The following is a 17,376-nucleotide window of genomic DNA, read 5'->3' on the forward strand; positions in this document are numbered from 1 at the left end:
CGCCAAACTGTTGAACTTACTCGGCATCCAGACCGTATGCCGTGTGCAATGCACGAACGGCAAGTTCGGTATATTCCTCGGCGATCAGAACACTGACCTTGATTTCCGACGTCGAGATGACCTGAATGTTGATGCCTTTTTCCGCAAGGGTTTCAAACATCTTGCGCGCAACACCGACGTGGGAACGCATACCCACACCAATGATCGACACCTTGGTCACATCAGAGGTGCTGAGCAGTTCCTGATAGGCGATCTTGTCTTTGTTCTTTTCGATCACCTGAAGCGCACGCTGGAATTCACCCCGCGGAACGGTAAAGGTCATGTCCGTGCTTTTGCCGTCTTCTGAGACGTTCTGCACGATCATGTCGACATTGATATTGGCATCAGCCAGCGGGCTGAAGATTGAAGCGGCAATACCCGGCTTGTCCGCAACTTTCACCAAGGTGATCTTGGCTTCATCACGGCTATAGGCAATTCCGCTGACGACTTCCTGTTCCACGATCTCGTCCTCGTCTACAACAAGTGTTCCTTCTGCATCACTAAAGGTAGAACGGACCTGCACCCGGACGCGATGGTTCATTGCCATCTCGACAGAACGGGTTTGCAGAACCTTTGCACCAAGAGATGCGAGTTCCAGCATTTCTTCGTAGGTAATCTTTTCGATCTTGCGCGCCTTGGGCACAATGCGCGGATCGGTGGTGTAAACACCATCGACATCGGTGTAGATGTCGCAACGATCTGCGTTAAGTGCCGCGGCAAGGGCGACCGCCGACGTATCCGAACCACCACGCCCAAGGGTGGTGATGCGGTTATCGGGTGCGATCCCCTGGAAACCGGCCACGCAAACGACTTCGCCGCCATTCATGCGCTTATCAAGCTCGGTAGTGTCGATTTCCTTGATGCGGGCCTTGGCATGTGCGCCGTCGGTCTTGATCGGGATCTGCCAGCCAAGCCAGGAACGTGCAGGCACATCCATGCTTTGCAGCGCCATCGCCAGCAAACCGACAGTCACCTGTTCGCCCGACGATACGATCACGTCATATTCACGTGCATCATACATCGGCGAAACTTCCTGCGCCCAGCCAACCAGTTCGTTGGTTTTGCCCGACATCGCGGACACGACAACAGCAACCTGATTGCCGGCATCGACCTCGGATTTCACCCGGCGCGCGACATTCTTGATTTTCTCGACATCGGCGACCGAAGTGCCGCCAAATTTCATGACAATACGGGCCATGAAGTATCCCCGCTATGCTCGCCGTCCATCGGCTGTCCGAACGTGACGGCATGTGATCCGGTCCCGGCCCGGGTAAGCATGCCGAATTTGCGGCGCTTCCCCTGATCCAAGCGGCGTAATCAATACTGCCATAATCCCCGCGAAACAAGCGTCAAGGATGCCGATAAATTGCGTGAGAGCAATTTTTTTGACCTGAAAATGTCCCAAACCGTCCGAATGCGGCAAATTGGGTCGCATATCATGCGAAAATTACCCAATAACCCTGATGATATGCATCATCGGAACATGGCTGCCTTGCTTTGAATTTCTGCCAGATCGCCGCCATCGCACCGTCATTTGACAGGTGAGTATTGCCTTGCCGTGCGCGCACGCGTAAACAGGGCGTCATACAGCAACGTTGTTTTACGCCTTCGGAGCCACACCATGTCGGACGCATCCGCACCCACCAGCCGCACCGCCAATGCCGATGAAATCGCACGTTTTTCTGCGATGTCTGAAAAGTGGTGGGATCCAAATGGCGTGATGAAGCCGCTGCACAAATTCAATCCGGTGCGCCTGCAAATCCTGCGCGATAATATCTGTGCGCATCTTGGCCGCGACCCGGAAACGATTGAGCCGCTTAAAGGCATCGAAATCATCGATATTGGTTGTGGGGCTGGATTGTTGTCCGAGCCGCTTGCGCGCATGGGCGCAAAGATGACATCGATTGACGCGTCTGAAAGCAATATCGAAGTCGCCAAAATCCATGCCGCACAATCCGGCCTTGAAATCGACTATCGCTGCGCAACACCTGAAATGCTGGCCGATGAGGGCAAGCAGTTTGATATCGTTTTGAACATGGAAGTCATCGAACATGTCGATGACCCGCAATTCTTCATGCAGGCTTGTGCATCGGTGCTCAAACCGGGTGGCTTGATGTTTGTTGCAACACTGAACCGCACGATCAAGTCACTGGCACTGGCCAAGATCGGCGCCGAATACGTTCTGCGCTGGCTGCCTGCGGGCACCCATGACTGGCGCAAATTTGTCAAACCATCGGAAATGTCGGGCTATCTGCGTGGTGCGGGTCTGGACCTTCAAGACATTACCGGGGTGGCTTACAACCCGTTCAACGACACATGGTCGCCCGCCCCGCGCGATCTTGATGTGAATTATATGGTGATTGCACGAAAGCCTGACTGATCTTCTTGGATCGCGTCAGTTCTTTTTGGTTCCGTCATCCCACGGCAACGCCATGACATCGATGCCTTCATCGACCAGTTCGGCGGTTTCCTTAAGCGACGCCTGACCATAAATGCCGCGCTTTTCGGTTTCGCCATAATGGATTTTGCGGGCTTCTTCGGCAAACTTGTTGCCGACATTTTCGCAATTGCTTTCGACCTGTTTGCGAATTTCGGCAATTGCGGCCTGGGTCGCTTCGGCAATCGCCTTTTGCTGTTGTTTTTCAGCAGCGACCTCTTTTTGGCGTGACGTGCGCAGACGCGGCGCCATCAGGGCCTTGCCAACATTTGACGTTCCACACACCGGGCAGGACAAATCCCCGCTGGCGGCCTGCGCGTCATATGTTGCGCCGTCCTTGAACCAACCTTCGAATTCGTGATCATGTTCGCATTTAAGCTGAAATAGAATCATGATGGTACGTGTATAAGCCAAACCAGTAGCAAAACGATAACACTATCAGATACAGATCATATGGCGCGCATCGGCGGGGATCGCCAGCCTGCGGGCGCCACACTCAATAACCAAGATTTACGAAAATGTCATCCCAATTGCCATCAAGCTGGGTCACACAGCACTGTCCCACGCCACGCCCCATCCGCAATCGCGCGCTTGATCTTGCCTGCGGCAAGGGACGGCACAGCTTCTGGCTGGCGGATCAGGGCTGGCAGGTGACGGCAATTGATCGCGATCTTACGCAAACCGATACCGATACGAACCAGGCGATCACTTGGATCGAAGCGGATCTTGAAACCGGCAGCTGGCCGTTGGGCGATCAAGAGTTCGATCTGATCGTTGTTGCCAATTACCTGCATCGGCCACTGTTTGAATATCTGCGCAACGCCGTCCGACCGGGCGGCACCCTGATCTATGAAACCTTCATGGTCGGGAATGAGGCATATGGCCGTCCGCGATCACCGGATTTCCTGCTGCGCACCGATGAACTGGCAGACACATTTGCCGACTGGACGATCATCGCCCAGCAACAAGGCCCGATCAGACCGAAACCGGGTGATGAAATTACAGCGGTAAAACAATCTATTGTGGCGCAGAAGCCTGAATAAGGCTGATCCGCTGAACGGCACGGATGACTGAAACAAATCCGTAACATACTGTTTTTGCAAAAAGAAACACAACTTTCACAATTAAAATGTGTCGTTTCTGGCATCTTCCCTGCTGCTGTTTCAGGCATAGGCGTTAAGAGAGAAAAGCCATGAACGATAAATACGAAATCATCGAAGATAGCGACGATATCCCGTCCAACCCGACCAACAATCCGTGCATCGACGATCTGATCAATGCACGCTTTTCCCGCCGCGGCTTTTTCAAAGGCCTGATGGCGACGTCGGCTGTTGTGGGCGCAGGCATTGCGACCAGAGGCGTTGCCAAGGCGCAGTCACCTTCGACCCTGACCTTCAAATCCATCCCGCAGAAAATCACCGAAACCCATGCTGTTGCTGATGGCTATGACGCAAGTGTGCTGATCCGTTGGGGCGACAAGGTTGTCGCCGATGCACCGGCATTCGTTCCGGGTCAGGTCGATGCCAACGCGCAGAACAAGCAGTTCGGTTATAACTGCGACTATGTCGGCTATATGCCGCTTCCGGTTGGTTCGCAGAATTCCGACCATGGTCTGCTGTGCGTCAGCCACGAATACACCAATGCCGAATTGATGTGGTCGGGCCTTAAGGACGCAATGGACGCATCCGAAGAACAGGCACTGCATGAAATTGCTGCCCACGGTCATTCGGTCATCGAAGTCAAGAAAACCGGCGGCAAATGGCAGGTTGTTGACGGGTCTGATTATGCACGCCGCATTTCCCCGATCGACACCGAAATGCAGATTACCGGCCCGGCTGCCGGTCATGACCGCCTTAAAACCAACACCGATCCGACCGGCACCCGTGTTATCGGGACGCTGAACAACTGTGCAGGTGGTAAAACCCCGTGGGGCACGGTTCTGATCGCCGAAGAAAACTTCAACGGATACTTTGGCGGCGATATCGCCAAAACCAGCGAAGAACGCAACTACAAGCGTCTGGGCATCAGCCAGGACAGCTGGTACTCGTGGGTTAAATATTTCGACCGCTTCAACGTTGAAAAAGACCCGAACGAGCCGAACAAATTTGGCTGGATGGTTGAAATCGATCCGTACGATCCGACCTCGATGCCGAAAAAGCGCACCGCCCTTGGCCGCTTCAAGCACGAAGGTGCCACCGTCATCATCAACAAGGACAACTCCGTTGTTGCCTATTCCGGTGATGATCAGCGCTTTGACTATCTCTACAAATTCATTGCGGCAAACAAATACAATCCGAATGATCGCGCCGCGAACATGGACCTTCTGGAAAACGGCACGCTCTTTGTCGCCCAGTTCCACGAAGATGGCAGCCTTGACTGGATGCCGCTGATCTTTGGTGAAGGCCCGCTGACCGCCGAAAACGACTTCCACAGCCAGGCTGATGTTCTGATCGAAGCACGCCGTGCGGCCGACCTTCTGGGCGCAACCCAGATGGACCGCCCGGAAGACGTCGAACCGAACCCGGTCAACGGCAAGGTCTATGTCATGCTGACCAACAACTCCAAGCGCAAGGAAGGCAACGCAGCAAACCCGCGTGCGGCCAACCCGCATGGTCACGTGCTGGAGCTCACCCCTCCGGGTGGTCGCGGCAAGGATGCCGATCACACCGCTTCGCGCTTTACCTGGGACATCATGATTGCTGCTGGCAACCCGTCGGTTGCTGATGACAAGGCGGTTTATCATCCGGCGGCGGAATCCTGGGTTTCCTGCCCGGATAACATGGCAATCGACCATCGTGGTCGCCTGTGGATTTCCACCGACGGCGCACCGAAGTCCGACATTCCTGATGGCATGCACGCCACCGATGTCGATGGTCCGGGCCGTGCGCTGACCAAATTCTTCTTTGCGTGCCCGGTTGGTGCGGAAATGTGTGGTCCGGAATTCACCCCGGATGGAAAGACGCTGTTCCTTGCTGTTCAGCACCCGGCAGACGGTTCGTCCTATGACGCGCCAAGCACCCGCTGGCCGGACTTCCAGGCAGCAATGCCGCCGCGTCCGTCGGTTGTGGCTGTGACCAAAAATGACGGCGGTGAAATCGCGGGCTAACCGCCTGCTTCACTGTCCTCTAATGCAAAACGCACCGGCCAGTTTGCCGGTGCGTTTTTTGTTTGTCTGCGTGTCACCCATATTACTTGATCGGGGCTGCCATATCATAGGTGCCGTCATTATCTGAAATCGCCATCCAGCTTTTGTCCGACGCTGACTTGCTTTCAAGGTCGGTCCAATTGCCTTTGGCGGCACTGATGTTTCCTGAAATATCTTCGTTCCAGAAACCAACTACGGCCGGCGTGATATTCAGATAAAGCTTCCCGTCGACAATTCGCCACAGGTTCGGGTTGGCTGGCACTTTGCCGCCTTTTACAACCCCATATGCGCAATGCCCATCAAAGGCCGGGGCGTATTTCGCCGGATCGGCCAGAAACATGTCGCGGTTTTCCTCAGACGCAAAAGCCCAGGTCGCACCATTATATTCAGCCGTAATGTCGGCCCGGCCCGGAACGGCATGGGGCTGCATCATGCCAACATCCTTTTGCGGCAAATTGAAATAGGCCACCGCATCATAGCCGCTGATCGCAAAGCCGGTTTCATCGACATATTGCTCGCCCGCAAAGGCGGCACCCGACAAGCCAAAAACAAATGCCGTACCGATCAAAAACTTTTTGAACATCATCCCTGTTCCTCCGTTTGAAAATCCCTGATGAACCGAGTTTGCCCGGGAAGGGCTTCAAAGCGAAATGACGTTGCGACACTGTTTCGTGAGATCGCGTGAGCCTGTGAAAAACCGCTCAGCGGTTACCATATCAATCAAAGAGAATTACCCCTTGACCTCAACTATAGTTGAGGAATTACCAAGAAGGGAAACCGGAAAACAGACATCCCAAAACAAGGACAAGCCATGACTGCTGCATTTCTCGAACACGTGAATTTTACGGTCGCCGATCCGGCGAAAACCGCCCGGAACCTGCATAACTGGTTTGGCTGGCACACCCGCTGGCACGGGGAGGCCATCCATGGCGGGCTGTCCTATCATGTTGGCAATGACACAAGTTATGTCGCGATCTATGCCCTTGGCACGCCAAAGGACGGCCAGGAAAATTCCTATGCCACCATCGGCGGGCTGAACCATATCGGGATTGTCGTCGATGACCTTGATGCGACCGAGGCAAAGATCAAGGCAGACGGCATTGAAACCTTCAACCACGCCGATTACGACCCCGGTCGCCGGTTCTATTTCCGGGATGAAAACGACATCGAATTCGAAGTGGTCAGTTACGCCTGACCACTTCGATCAAGACCTGGCTAACACGGCTTATATTCCCGATCATTGCCAAGTGATGGCACCATCCGGCGGATTTCATCAACGCGTGTCAGATCAATCTCGGCGGTGATGAAACCCGGATCGGTGCCACCATCAGCCAAAACTTGCCCCCACGGATCAATGATCAGGGAATGACCAAATGTCTGGCGGTCGCCCGGATGATCACCGCACTGGGCGGCCGCAATCACAAAGCATCCGTTTTCAATCGCACGCGCCTTCAAAAGGGTATGCCAGTGCGCCTGCCCAGTTGTGCGGGTGAAGGCCGCCGGAATGCTCAGGATATTTGCCCCCGCCTTGGCGTAATCGCGAAACAGATGCGGGAACCGCACGTCATAGCAGATCGATATTCCGACCTTGCTAAATTCGGTGTCGGCCAGTCGGGCCGCATTGCCGGGACGGAATGTTTTGCTTTCGCGGTAACTTTCGCCATTGGCCAGATCGACGTCAAACATGTGGATCTTGTCATAGGACGTGATGACCTTGCCATCCGGACCAATAACAAAACACCGGTTCGCAACGCGGTCCTCATCGGGCACTTTGACATGCAGCGATCCGACAATCAGGGTGGATTTCAATTCATCGGCCAGGTCGCAAAAGAAAACCAGACCGGGATGCTCATCCTGGGCAAAGGCAGCGGCACGGACATTTTCGCCGCCAAACGACATCATCGACACGTTTTCAGGAAAGGCGATCAATCTGGCCCCGGCAGCACTGGCATCGCGGGCATAGGTTGCCGCCCGCGCAAGGTTATCAGACATCACATCGCGCGAATTGACCTGCACGCAGGCCGCAATGAAACGGGTCATGACGCAGTCTCCTTTTTATCATTATCCGTCTTCATGATGCGGCTCATCCCAGCCTGCCGCAATAGACAATTGGGATAGCGCAGCGGCGAACAAGGCCCGAAAAAAGACCCGCGCCTTGGCGCACACATTCGGTACTTCCGCATCAACAACCGACATCACGCACATCCGAAATTCAGTCTTTTCATCCTCAAAATTAGTGTATACAGTATTCCGTACACCTAACGAGGATCGAAGATGGAACCTCTTTCCGGCCGAAAAAGTCTGACTGACGAAGTGCATGACCGTTTGGTTGATGCCTTGTGTTCCGGTGCTCTCCCTCCCGGGACACCTTTGCGTCAGGAAGCTATTGCCGAGGAACTCAATGTCTCGCGGCAACCAGTGTTGCAAGCTCTGGGGTTGCTGCGTCGTGACGGACTGGTCGAACCAATGGGACGGCGCGGATATCGCGTTGCGCCTGTCGACAGCGACCTTGTCCGTCACGTTTATGACCTGAGAGAAGCATTTGACGGGCTTGCAGGTCGTCTTGCTGCTGAAACCAAGGCACCGGATCGGGAATCGGCTTTGCGGGCTGCCATTATACAGGGACACCACGCTCTGGGCAGCGGCGACACCGCAAACCTTGTTGCAGCCGACGTCGCATTCCATCAAACGATCTACCGTTTGTCGGGTAACCCCCTGTTGCCCGAAGCATCAGCCGCAGTCTGGCTTCAGATCAGACGAGTGATGCATGCCTACCTGCAGATCGGGTACCCCCGTGATCCGATCTGGACGGAACATCAGGCCATCGCCGATGCAATCTGTGTCGGCGATGGTCCTCTTGCCGAAAAACTGGCGCGCGATCATGGGCGCAATGCACGTGATCGCCTGATTTCCCGAATGGAACAGCCAAGCTGACCTTCCCCTCGCTGCCACCAACAGCTCACTATTTCGTCGCCCTTCGCACCACCAATCCCCATCGACTTCAAAAAATCTGCCAATGACCCGTCCGCGTCGCCAAAGGCAGAACCATATAAGAACGACAAGTTTCCTGTCTGGGAGGAACGCCAATGAACCTTGATACAAAGCTCCGTAAACGGGCCGATGAAGGCAATCCCGTCCGGGTTGGCATCATCGGTGCTGGCAAGTTCGGATCGATGTTTTTAAGTCAGGCCGGTCATCATCCGGGCTATCACGTTCTGGGCATTGCGGATCTGAGTATCGACCGCGCCAAGGCCACCTTGCGCCGTGTCGGCTGGTCAGATGATCAGTTCGCGGCAAAGGACAGCGCATCGGCTTACCGCGATGGCACTACCTGGATCACCGAGGATGCCGATGCCCTGATCGCCGCAGACGGGCTTGAAGTCATTATTGATGCCACCGGAAGTCCCGCAGCCGGTATTCGCTTTGCGCTTAGGGCCATCGAATATGGCCGCCATATCGTCATGGTCAATGTCGAGGCCGATGTACTTGCCGGGCCACTTCTTGCCAAACGGGCCGAGGCCGCAGGTCTTGTTTATTCCATGGCTTATGGCGATCAACCGGCGTTGATTTCGGAAATGGTCGATTGGGCTCGCGCGATTGGCCTGCCGGTAACGTGTGCTGGCAAGGGCACCAAATATCTTCCGATCTATCATCATGTCACGCCCGATGATGTCTGGCATCACTATGGCCTGACACCTGAACAGGCACAGGCGGGCGGCATGAACCCGCAAATTTTCAACAGCTTCCTGGATGGCACCAAATCGGCCATCGAAATGGCGGCCGTGTCCAATGCCTGTGATCTTGTGCCACAGGATTGCGGATTGCAGTTCCCGGCCTGTGGCGTTGACGATTTGCCCCGACTACTTTGCCCGCGTGAAAGTGGTGGCATATTGGATCGCAAAGGCACGGTCGAGGTGGTTTCAAGCCTTGAACGCGATACCCGTCCGGTGTTTCGCGATCTGCGCTGGGGCGTTTATGTGACCTTTGAGGCCCCCAGCGACTATGTCGCGCGCTGCTTTAATGAATATGGCCTTCTGACCGATCCAAGCGGACAATATTCGACCATGTATAAGCCCTATCACCTGATCGGGTTGGAACTTGGCATTTCGGTGGCGTCTGCCGCCCTACGCGGCGAAGCCACCGGCACCTCGCGCGCATGGTCGGGCGATGCGGTTGCCACCGCCAAGCGTGATCTTAAACCCGGTGAAATGCTTGATGGCGAGGGCGGCTATACGGTTTACGGCAAACTGATGCCTGCCCTGACGTCAAAGTCGCGCAATGCCCTTCCGATCGGGCTTGCGCACCATTTGAAAATCAAACGACCGGTGGCGATGGATCAGACGCTTACCTGGGATGATGTCGAATTTGATGCCAAGGACCCGGCAATTGCCTTCCGCAAGGAAATGGAAACCACCTTTGGCTGAGATCGCAATCATCAGACAAATAAAAACCCCGGCCAAACTGGCCGGGGTTTTGTATGACTATTGCCGTTAATCAGCCAAATGGCGATCAGGCAGACAGTTTGGCTTCGAGCTTGTCGGCAGCTTCCAGCGCCATCAGCTCGTCACAGCCGCCAATATGTTCGTCATTGATGAAGATCTGCGGCACGGTGTGACGGCCATTGGCACGGTCCATCATTTCCTTTTTGCGACGCGGTTCCATCATCACATCGATCAGCTGGTATTTCGCACCCTTTTCCTCAAGCAGCTTGCGCGCACGCTTGCAATATGGGCACCATTCGGTGGCATAGACTTCAACTTTTGCCATGTTGCAATCATCCTTCTTCTTGCAGCCGATCATGCCCAAAGCCCCGCTGAACAGGGGATCACAGCATATGATACGGTGCGGAATTACGTTCAGATGAGCGCTGTATATCAGAATTAATGTAATGCGTCATCGCACGACACGTGCAACCGTGATCACAGATACGTGCATAACACCTGATTGTTTTAATGCCCGGACACAGGCATTGGCCGTTGCCCCGGTGGTCAGAACATCGTCAACCAACACCACCCGCGCCCCGACAAGATTGCATTTCTCAGCGCGCGCTTCGTCGACAACAAATGCCCCGCCAACTTCGCGTTTGCGTGAAGACGGCCCAAGCCCGCCAAGGCTTCTTGTGTTGCGGTGACGGGCCAGAACCAGCCCATCCCATGGCACGCCGGTCATCTGCGAAAGCTTAGCGGCCAAAAGACCCGACTGGTTATAGCGCCGTTTCAAAAGCCGTCTTCGATGCAACGGCACCGGCACGATCAGATCGGCCTGATCCCAGATTCCCCTGCCCGCCTGATAGACCCAGCGCGCAAGAAGCGGCGTCAGTTCACCGCGATCCGCATGCTTGAACCGCAACAGGTATTCGCGGCTTTGATCATCGTACACCAGTGCCGCCCGTGCCTGATCAAAGGCCGGTTTCTTTTGCAGGCAATTGCCACACAAAATCTGTCCGCTTTCATCAGGATCACCGCCGATGTTAGCGCTATCATCAAGTTCGAACGGATAGCCGCAACAGGCACATTGCGGGGCCGTGATAAACCTTAAACCCGCCCAACACGCGGCACAGACCGCATGGGTGGTATCGGTCACATCGCCACAGCCACCGCACCGCGGTGGTAAGATGGCGTTAACGCCCATGGTTGCGACGGTGCGGACCCATTCGATCATCTGCAATGCTATCCACGATCACCTTAAGGAACGGGCAGCATAGCACACGCAAGGATTGAATTAGCCAAAATCAAATAACGGATTTTTCCGCAAGGTGTCCGCCGCCAGATCAATAAAGGCCCGAACCTTTGCCGGGGCATGGCGGCCCTCGGGATGGACCAGATGAATTGGGACCGGATCGGGATCATAATCGCCAAGCACGGCCACCAACCGCCCGTCCGCAAGATACGGGGCCGCCTGATAGGACAGCATGCGCACAATTCCCCAACCTTCAAGGGCGGCATTTCGGGCCGCCTCAATCGAATTGGTTTGCCATCTGGCATCCGGGGAGAAGCCGATCTTGCGCCCGCCATCCGGGGATCTGAATTGCCAATCAAGCCGCGCGGACGATCCGGTCGTGGCAATGATGCGATGCGCGGCAAGCTCAGACGGCTGTTGCGGCGTTCCGTATTTCCGAAAATACACTGGTGAAGCGCAAAGTATCTGGCTGACCTCTCCAACCCGCACGGCACTAAGCGATGAGTCGGCAAGATCACCGATACGCACCGCAAGGTCGATGCCTTCCTCGACAATATTGACGATGCGATCAAACAGCAAAAGGCGCGCGCGCATGTCGGGATATTCATCCAGATATGCGCCAACAATCGGGGCGACATGCATCTGGCCGAACTGAACCGGGGCGGTGATGGTCAACATACCGCTTGGTTTGGCATAGGCCCCACCAGCGGCGGCTTCGACTTCTTTAAGGTCGGCCAGCAACCTTTTGCAGTCTGCATAATACCGTGCACCGGCCTCTGTCACCGTGACCGACCGGGTTGTGCGCGTCAGAAGGCGTGCGCCTGTCACATCCTCCAGATACGCGACCGCGCGGGTGACCGCAGGCGGACTTTGACGCAATGCGCGCGCAGCAGCGGCGAAGCTGCGCGCCTCGACCACATGCACAAACACATTCATTGCTTCGAAACGGTCCATCTTACGCCCCGTGATTATTCCACTTAACGGAATACTAAATTTCCAAATAACGGAATTCCATCATTAAATAGAAATAATCACAATATCCTCCGTTTTCGCCCCATGCGAACCAGTAACTCGGAGGATGTTTCATGAAATTGCATTATTTCGCGCTGTCGGGACACGCCCATCGCGCCCACCTTTTCCTTAGCCTGCTTGGCATTGATCACGAACTGGTTCATGTCGACATGGTCAATGGCGAACATAAGTCCCCGGAATTCCTTAAACTGAATCCGTTCGGGCAGGTTCCCGTGCTTGAAGATGGCGACCTTGTCATCGCGGATTCCATCGCAATCATGGTCTATGCCGCCAAAAAGGTCGGCGCGACCAATTGGCTCCCCGAAGATGCAGCCGATCTGGCACAGGTTCAGCGTTGGCTTTCGGTTGCTGCGGGTGAAATTGCCTACGGCCCGTGTGCAGCACGTCTATTGACGTTGTTTGGCGCCAAGTTTGATGCAAACGATGTCATTGCCCGTGCGCATGGCGTGCTGAAACTGATCGATGATCGCCTGTCAAACCGCGACTGGATTGCGCTTGATCATCCGACCGCCGCCGATATCGCCCTTTACAGCTATATCGCCAACGCCCCCGAAGGCAATGTCGCGCTTGATACCTACACGCATGTTCTTGCGTGGCTGAAACGTATTGAAGCACTGCCGGGCTTTGTCCCGTTTGAAACGTCATCGGTCGGTCTTCGGGCGGCTTCGTGATGATATGGGCCGGTCGTTGATCCCTGCGCGTAACGCGCAAGAACTCAAAGCGCCGGCCCCGTCTGACCTGCCTGCCCCGCTACTCCTCGATACCGTCTTTCCAATGGACAGGAGCACGAGATGAACACGGCCAACACTACGACATCCACACCAGTGATGCCCCCAAAAGACCGTGAGGCCTGGCACCAAGGTGAAATCGAGATGCAGGAACGTGTGGGTGTTCGTCAACAAATGGCGGATGTCGGAAAACGTGTTCTGCGTGATCACCTGATCGATCAACATCGCCAGTTTTATCCGCAACTGCCCTTTGCCGTGTTCGGAACTGTTGACGAGAACGATGATGTCTGGGCGACATTACGCGCCAATCATCCTGGGTTCTTGTCGGCATCTGATCCCTATCACCTGTCCGTCAATTTACCACGCGACGCCGATGACCCCGCCGATGCCGGGATGGGCGACGGCAAGCCGATTGGCATGATCGGCATCGAATTGCATACGCGTCGCCGCAACCGGTTGAATGGACGCATTACCGCACAGACTGGTACGAAATTTGACATTCGGGTCGGGCACAGCTTTGGCAACTGCCCGCAATATATCCGTCTGCGCGATTTCGAATTTGTCCGCGACCCGATGTCTGCACCGACATCCAAACCCGAAATATCCGGCGAACTTGATGAACGGGCGCGAAACCTGATTGCACAGGCCGATACCTTTTTCGTTGCGACCTATGTTGATCGTGACGGCGGGCATCGCGAAGTTGATGCATCCCATCGTGGTGGCAAACCGGGCTTTGTTCATGTGGATACCGATGGCACCCTGACTATTCCTGATTTCGCCGGAAACCAGTTTTTCAATACGCTGGGCAATATCCTGTGCAATCCCAAGGCAGGTCTTGTCTTTACCGATTTTGCGACCGGTGATGTCTTGCAAATTACCGGTGATGCAGAAGTCATCACCGAAGGCCCGGAAATCAGTGCTTTCAAGGGTGCCGAACGGCTGTGGCGTGTTTTCCCGCGCAAATCAGTCTGGCGGGCATCGGCATTGCCAATCCGCTGGCGCCCGCAGGAAGAGGGCATGTCCCCCAACAGCCTTCTGACCGGGGATTGGGAAAGTGCCGAGAAGAAGCTTGCCGCGATGAGCGCCGCGCAAAAATGGCGCTCGTTCAAAGTGGTGCGGATGACAGAAGAGAACCATCTGATCAAATCCTTCCACCTCGAACCGGCTGATCAGGGTGGCTTGGTATCGTTTAACCCCGGTCAGCATTTGCCAATCCGGGTGAACGTGGCGGGCCATGACAAACCGTTGATCCGAACCTATACACTTTCCAGCGCACCGTCGGATGCGCACTATCGGATCAGTGTCAAACGCGAAGGCATGGTATCCGGCCATCTTCATGACAACTTGAATGTTGGCGATACGCTTGAGGCACGCGCCCCTGCTGGTGATTTTTCCCTGCTGCCGGATATCAAACGGCCGATGGTTTTAATGGCAGGTGGGATTGGCATCACGCCGATGATGTCGATGATGCGCCATGCGGTTTACGAGGGATTACGCACACGCAATTTCCGCCAGATCTGGCTGTTTTATGTAGCACGGAGCCTTGCTGACCGTGCCTTTGATGCGGAAATTGTCGAACTGGTCAAAGCCGCCCAGGGCAACATCCGTATCATCCGGGTTCTTGGTGATCCCGATGGCGCGACACCGCGCAAGGATTACGAAGCATCGGGTTATATCGACATGAACCTGTTGCGGGCCGTTTTGCCGTTTGATGATTTTGACTTTTACCTGTGCGGCCCGCCCCCGTTCATGCAAGGCCTTTATGACGGGCTGCGCGGGCTTAACATCGCCGACAAGCGCATTCACGCAGAGGCATTTGGCCCCGCGTCATTAACCCGCAGTCGGGACAGCGATGACGACGTTCCCGAATTGCCCCGTGCAAGCAGCAAGCCCACCAAGGTCGAGTTTGCCCAATCAAACCGGTCTGCCGTCTGGCAACCGGATGCAAACAAGACGTTGCTCGAACTGGCCGAGGATGCTGGTCTCACGCCTGAGGCAAGCTGCCGGGGCGGGAATTGCGGCACATGTCGCACCAAAATCACACAGGGCAGCGTGACCTATAAAAACCGGCCCAGCGCAAAAGTCGGCGCAGACGAAGCGTTGATCTGTTGCGCTGTCCCTGCCGAACCGGAAGACGGCGAACCAACGCCACTGGTTCTGTCGATATAGGCTGAATGGATTTCTGGTTCTTCGATTGCAAGGGCGGGATCAAAGCTCTATCTAGATCGTAACTTTTACAACGATTTTAGCCGGAGCTTCCCGCCCCATGGCCGATCCGATCACCGTCTTTGATCGAGACATCCTGAAACTCCGCCGCGACCGTGCGGCGACCAAGGCACAGGATTATAATTTCCTGTTTGCCGAAACAGCCGAACGCCTTGCCGATCGTCTTGATGACACCACGCGTACATTTCCGCTGGCGGTCGATCTTGGCTGCCATAGTGGTGAATTGGGCCTGATCATCGGCACACGCGGCGGCATCGAAACCCTGTATCAAAGCGATATTTCGCGGGGCTATGCCAAGGCCGCACAGGCCAATAACGGCAAAGGCACTCTGGTGGCGGATGAGGAATTCCTGCCCTTTGCCGAAGGATCGCTTGATCTGATCCTGTCCAATCTGTCACTCCATTGGGTCAATGACCTGCCCGGTATGTTGCTTCAGGCACGCCGCGCCCTGAAACCCGACGGGTTGTTTCTGGCCTGCTTGCTTGGGGGTGAGACGCTCAAGGACTTGCGCGAAGCTCTGATGACGGCGGAGGCCGAGGAAGAAGGCGGCGTATCCCCGCGTGTATCACCGTTTGTCGACGTCAAGGATGCCGGGGCACTTTTGCAGCGCAGTGGCTTTGCCCTGCCCGTGGTCGATGCCGATGACATCTATATCGACTACCCGGACGCACTGAAACTGATGCGGGATCTTTCGGGGATGGGCGAAAGCAACCTGATTGCCAAACGATCCAAGAAATTCACTAAACGCAGCACCCTTGCCCGGGCAGCAGCAATTTATCACGAACGCCATGGACGACCTGATGGCCGCATCCATGCCAAGTTTCAGGTGATCTATCTGACCGCCTGGGCCCCGGATGAAAGCCAGCCCAAACCGCTACGCCGTGGAACGGGTCAGGTCAGCCTGGTTGATTTCCTCGGTGATGACGCGAAAAAGCAATAAAGCTGGCTCAAGCTGGGATCACTTCCCGGCTAAGACCATGTCGCGGATCTTGGTCGCCTTTTCAAAGTGGTCAAGCTCGTGGGTTTTGATCCACCATGTGGCGGCCTCCAACAATGTGTCCGGGTCATCATTGCGATTGGCAAAGAACGCATAGAATGACAGGCCGACATCCGGCCCCTTTTGCGCGATTTTCTTGTCGCAAACAGCAATGATTTTGTCGCGCAGACTTTGACGCATGATGGCTCCGTGAAAGGGTTGTGACTGCAAGGGGTTGATGTATGACCTGTTTGCCGCGAAATTGGCAGTCTGATAACGCCCATCACATGACAGTTTATGTCAGGATAGAATTCCCGAAAGGTCGACATGCAACTTCCCCAACCCCTGATCCACGGCAAACTGATCAAACGGTACAAACGGTTTCTCGCCGATGTTGAGCTCGAGAGTGGTGAAGTGATCACGGCCCATTGCGCCAATCCCGGCGGGATGATCGGGCTGAAGGAGCCGGGGATTGATGTCTGGCTGTCGCAATCAGACAATCCGAAACGCAAACTGAAATACAGTTGGGAGCTTTGCCAGATCGGTGATGCATGGGTCGGCATCAATACAGCGCACCCCAACGCCATTGTCGAAGAAGCAATCCTTGCCGGGAAAATTCCCGAACTGACGGGCTATGAAAGCCTGAAGCGTGAAGTCAAATACGGCAAGAATTCGCGGATCGACATTTTGCTGTCTGATCCCGACCGCGGCCTTTGTTATGTCGAGGTCAAAAACGTTCACCTAAAACGCGACGAAGACGTTCCGGGCCTTGCAGAATTCCCCGATGCCGTCACCGCACGCGGGGCAAAGCATCTGGATGAAATGGCCGATATGGTTGCCGAGGGCCACCGGGCGGTGATGTTTTACCTGATCCAGCGCACCGATTGTGATCGTTTCACACTGGCGACCGACATCGATCCGCATTACGGCGAACGCTTCAAGGCTGCGCGGGCCAACGGGGTTGAAGCCATTGCCTATGATTGTTCAATTGATACCAGCGCAGTCACAGTGCGAAACGCGCTTCCGATCACCGGGTTGTAAGCATCAAAGCCCGCGCATATCAGCCAATCCTTGCCAATTATGGCGTCTGGCTTTATGTCATTGGGCTATAAAA

Annotated in this window: 19 protein-coding genes; 10 read left to right on the forward strand and 9 right to left on the reverse strand. The window is 55.2% G+C overall.

Annotated features, from left to right (window positions below):
- Nucleotides 1-16: 16 nt before the first annotated feature.
- Entirely contained in the window at nucleotides 17-1,237 is a 1,221-nt protein-coding gene (locus IT893_RS13750; RefSeq protein ID WP_008891699.1) for an aspartate kinase, read from the reverse strand.
- Between the two features lie 423 nt (nucleotides 1,238-1,660).
- Here IT893_RS13750 and ubiG point away from each other — a divergent pair, with 423 nt between their 5' ends.
- A complete protein-coding gene (gene ubiG, locus IT893_RS13755) occupies nucleotides 1,661-2,419 on the forward strand; it encodes a bifunctional 2-polyprenyl-6-hydroxyphenol methylase/3-demethylubiquinol 3-O-methyltransferase UbiG (protein ID WP_197145499.1) in 759 nt (252 codons plus the stop codon).
- A gap of 15 nt (nucleotides 2,420-2,434) precedes the next feature.
- Here ubiG and IT893_RS13760 read toward each other — a convergent pair whose 3' ends face one another.
- Nucleotides 2,435-2,869 carry a DUF1178 family protein gene (locus IT893_RS13760; RefSeq protein WP_063088954.1) on the reverse strand — a complete coding sequence of 145 codons (435 nt, stop codon included), beginning with the start codon at nucleotides 2,867-2,869 and terminating at the stop codon, nucleotides 2,435-2,437.
- Between the two features lie 125 nt (nucleotides 2,870-2,994).
- On the opposite strand from IT893_RS13760, the gene IT893_RS13765 reads away from it, so the two are divergent.
- Nucleotides 2,995-3,519: a bifunctional 2-polyprenyl-6-hydroxyphenol methylase/3-demethylubiquinol 3-O-methyltransferase UbiG gene (locus IT893_RS13765; protein ID WP_197145500.1), complete on the forward strand. Its 525-nt coding sequence runs from the start codon at nucleotides 2,995-2,997 to the stop codon at nucleotides 3,517-3,519.
- Nucleotides 3,520-3,668: 149 nt separating this feature from the next.
- Nucleotides 3,669-5,582 (forward strand): PhoX family phosphatase, encoded by a 1,914-nt coding sequence (locus IT893_RS13770; RefSeq protein ID WP_197145501.1) that lies wholly within the window; start codon nucleotides 3,669-3,671, stop codon nucleotides 5,580-5,582.
- Between the two features lie 82 nt (nucleotides 5,583-5,664).
- On the opposite strand, the gene IT893_RS13775 is transcribed toward IT893_RS13770, so the two are convergent.
- A complete protein-coding gene (locus tag IT893_RS13775; protein ID WP_064779492.1) occupies nucleotides 5,665-6,207 on the reverse strand; it encodes a YHS domain-containing (seleno)protein in 543 nt (180 codons plus the stop codon).
- Nucleotides 6,208-6,432: 225 nt separating this feature from the next.
- Between IT893_RS13775 and IT893_RS13780 the strand changes: the two genes are divergently transcribed.
- The gene (locus IT893_RS13780) at nucleotides 6,433-6,816 is read left to right on the forward strand and encodes a VOC family protein (RefSeq protein ID WP_197145502.1); all 384 of its coding nucleotides are present in this window, start codon (nucleotides 6,433-6,435) and stop codon (nucleotides 6,814-6,816) included.
- A 20-nt stretch (nucleotides 6,817-6,836) separates the two neighbouring features.
- On the opposite strand, the gene IT893_RS13785 is transcribed toward IT893_RS13780, so the two are convergent.
- Entirely contained in the window at nucleotides 6,837-7,661 is an 825-nt protein-coding gene (locus IT893_RS13785; RefSeq protein ID WP_197145503.1) for a carbon-nitrogen hydrolase family protein, read from the reverse strand.
- Between the two features lie 21 nt (nucleotides 7,662-7,682).
- Nucleotides 7,683-7,817 carry a hypothetical protein gene (locus tag IT893_RS20250; RefSeq protein WP_256430639.1) on the reverse strand — a complete coding sequence of 45 codons (135 nt, stop codon included), beginning with the start codon at nucleotides 7,815-7,817 and terminating at the stop codon, nucleotides 7,683-7,685.
- 78 nt (nucleotides 7,818-7,895) lie between these two features.
- On the opposite strand from IT893_RS20250, the gene IT893_RS13790 reads away from it, so the two are divergent.
- Together IT893_RS13790 and IT893_RS13795 are read left to right on the forward strand one after the other, a co-directional pair.
- Nucleotides 7,896-8,555 carry a GntR family transcriptional regulator gene (locus tag IT893_RS13790; RefSeq protein ID WP_197145504.1) on the forward strand — a complete coding sequence of 220 codons (660 nt, stop codon included), beginning with the start codon at nucleotides 7,896-7,898 and terminating at the stop codon, nucleotides 8,553-8,555.
- Between the two features lie 152 nt (nucleotides 8,556-8,707).
- Nucleotides 8,708-10,045, forward strand: a complete 1,338-nt coding sequence (locus IT893_RS13795; protein ID WP_197145505.1) for an NAD(P)H-dependent oxidoreductase — start codon at nucleotides 8,708-8,710, stop codon at nucleotides 10,043-10,045.
- Between the two features lie 85 nt (nucleotides 10,046-10,130).
- On the opposite strand, the gene grxC is transcribed toward IT893_RS13795, so the two are convergent.
- From grxC to IT893_RS13810, 3 genes are all read right to left on the reverse strand, one after another.
- Entirely contained in the window at nucleotides 10,131-10,388 is a 258-nt protein-coding gene (gene grxC / locus IT893_RS13800; protein ID WP_008891709.1) for a glutaredoxin 3, read from the reverse strand.
- Between the two features lie 126 nt (nucleotides 10,389-10,514).
- Entirely contained in the window at nucleotides 10,515-11,282 is a 768-nt protein-coding gene (locus IT893_RS13805; RefSeq protein ID WP_197145506.1) for a ComF family protein, read from the reverse strand.
- 60 nt (nucleotides 11,283-11,342) lie between these two features.
- Nucleotides 11,343-12,254: a LysR substrate-binding domain-containing protein gene (locus tag IT893_RS13810; RefSeq protein WP_197145507.1), complete on the reverse strand. Its 912-nt coding sequence runs from the start codon at nucleotides 12,252-12,254 to the stop codon at nucleotides 11,343-11,345.
- Nucleotides 12,255-12,385: 131 nt separating this feature from the next.
- Between IT893_RS13810 and IT893_RS13815 the strand changes: the two genes are divergently transcribed.
- The 3 genes from IT893_RS13815 (at nucleotide 12,386) to IT893_RS13825 (ending at nucleotide 16,226) form a co-directional block, all read left to right on the forward strand.
- A complete protein-coding gene (locus tag IT893_RS13815; protein WP_197145508.1) occupies nucleotides 12,386-13,003 on the forward strand; it encodes a glutathione S-transferase family protein in 618 nt (205 codons plus the stop codon).
- Between the two features lie 120 nt (nucleotides 13,004-13,123).
- The gene (locus IT893_RS13820) at nucleotides 13,124-15,229 is read left to right on the forward strand and encodes a pyridoxamine 5'-phosphate oxidase family protein (protein ID WP_197145509.1); all 2,106 of its coding nucleotides are present in this window, start codon (nucleotides 13,124-13,126) and stop codon (nucleotides 15,227-15,229) included.
- A gap of 97 nt (nucleotides 15,230-15,326) precedes the next feature.
- Nucleotides 15,327-16,226: a methyltransferase domain-containing protein gene (locus IT893_RS13825; protein WP_197145510.1), complete on the forward strand. Its 900-nt coding sequence runs from the start codon at nucleotides 15,327-15,329 to the stop codon at nucleotides 16,224-16,226.
- An 18-nt stretch (nucleotides 16,227-16,244) separates the two neighbouring features.
- On the opposite strand, the gene IT893_RS13830 is transcribed toward IT893_RS13825, so the two are convergent.
- Nucleotides 16,245-16,463: a DUF6500 family protein gene (locus IT893_RS13830; protein ID WP_197145511.1), complete on the reverse strand. Its 219-nt coding sequence runs from the start codon at nucleotides 16,461-16,463 to the stop codon at nucleotides 16,245-16,247.
- Between the two features lie 126 nt (nucleotides 16,464-16,589).
- On the opposite strand from IT893_RS13830, the gene sfsA reads away from it, so the two are divergent.
- Entirely contained in the window at nucleotides 16,590-17,303 is a 714-nt protein-coding gene (gene sfsA, locus IT893_RS13835; RefSeq protein WP_197145512.1) for a DNA/RNA nuclease SfsA, read from the forward strand.
- The last annotated feature ends 73 nt before the right edge of the window (nucleotides 17,304-17,376 follow it).

This window comes from Thalassospira sp. A40-3, from assembly GCF_015871485.1.
Taxonomy (GTDB): Bacteria; Pseudomonadota; Alphaproteobacteria; order Rhodospirillales; family Thalassospiraceae; genus Thalassospira; species Thalassospira tepidiphila.

Coding starts and splice junctions, on each gene's coding strand:
- IT893_RS13790 (WP_197145504.1), top strand. CDS start 7,896: ATGGAACCTCTTTCCGGCCGAAAAAGTCTGACTGACGAAGTGCATGAC.
- IT893_RS20250 (WP_256430639.1), bottom strand. CDS start 7,817: ATGTCGGTTGTTGATGCGGAAGTACCGAATGTGTGCGCCAAGGCGCGG.
- IT893_RS13775 (WP_064779492.1), bottom strand. CDS start 6,207: ATGATGTTCAAAAAGTTTTTGATCGGTACGGCATTTGTTTTTGGCTTG.
- IT893_RS13770 (WP_197145501.1), top strand. CDS start 3,669: ATGAACGATAAATACGAAATCATCGAAGATAGCGACGATATCCCGTCC.
- IT893_RS13815 (WP_197145508.1), top strand. CDS start 12,386: ATGAAATTGCATTATTTCGCGCTGTCGGGACACGCCCATCGCGCCCAC.
- IT893_RS13805 (WP_197145506.1), bottom strand. CDS start 11,282: ATGATCGAATGGGTCCGCACCGTCGCAACCATGGGCGTTAACGCCATC.
- IT893_RS13820 (WP_197145509.1), top strand. CDS start 13,124: ATGAACACGGCCAACACTACGACATCCACACCAGTGATGCCCCCAAAA.
- IT893_RS13810 (WP_197145507.1), bottom strand. CDS start 12,254: ATGGACCGTTTCGAAGCAATGAATGTGTTTGTGCATGTGGTCGAGGCG.
- ubiG (WP_197145499.1), top strand. CDS start 1,661: ATGTCGGACGCATCCGCACCCACCAGCCGCACCGCCAATGCCGATGAA.
- IT893_RS13780 (WP_197145502.1), top strand. CDS start 6,433: ATGACTGCTGCATTTCTCGAACACGTGAATTTTACGGTCGCCGATCCG.
- IT893_RS13830 (WP_197145511.1), bottom strand. CDS start 16,463: ATGCGTCAAAGTCTGCGCGACAAAATCATTGCTGTTTGCGACAAGAAA.
- IT893_RS13750 (WP_008891699.1), bottom strand. CDS start 1,237: ATGGCCCGTATTGTCATGAAATTTGGCGGCACTTCGGTCGCCGATGTC.
- IT893_RS13795 (WP_197145505.1), top strand. CDS start 8,708: ATGAACCTTGATACAAAGCTCCGTAAACGGGCCGATGAAGGCAATCCC.
- grxC (WP_008891709.1), bottom strand. CDS start 10,388: ATGGCAAAAGTTGAAGTCTATGCCACCGAATGGTGCCCATATTGCAAG.
- IT893_RS13765 (WP_197145500.1), top strand. CDS start 2,995: ATGTCATCCCAATTGCCATCAAGCTGGGTCACACAGCACTGTCCCACG.
- IT893_RS13760 (WP_063088954.1), bottom strand. CDS start 2,869: ATGATTCTATTTCAGCTTAAATGCGAACATGATCACGAATTCGAAGGT.
- IT893_RS13825 (WP_197145510.1), top strand. CDS start 15,327: ATGGCCGATCCGATCACCGTCTTTGATCGAGACATCCTGAAACTCCGC.
- sfsA (WP_197145512.1), top strand. CDS start 16,590: ATGCAACTTCCCCAACCCCTGATCCACGGCAAACTGATCAAACGGTAC.
- IT893_RS13785 (WP_197145503.1), bottom strand. CDS start 7,661: ATGACCCGTTTCATTGCGGCCTGCGTGCAGGTCAATTCGCGCGATGTG.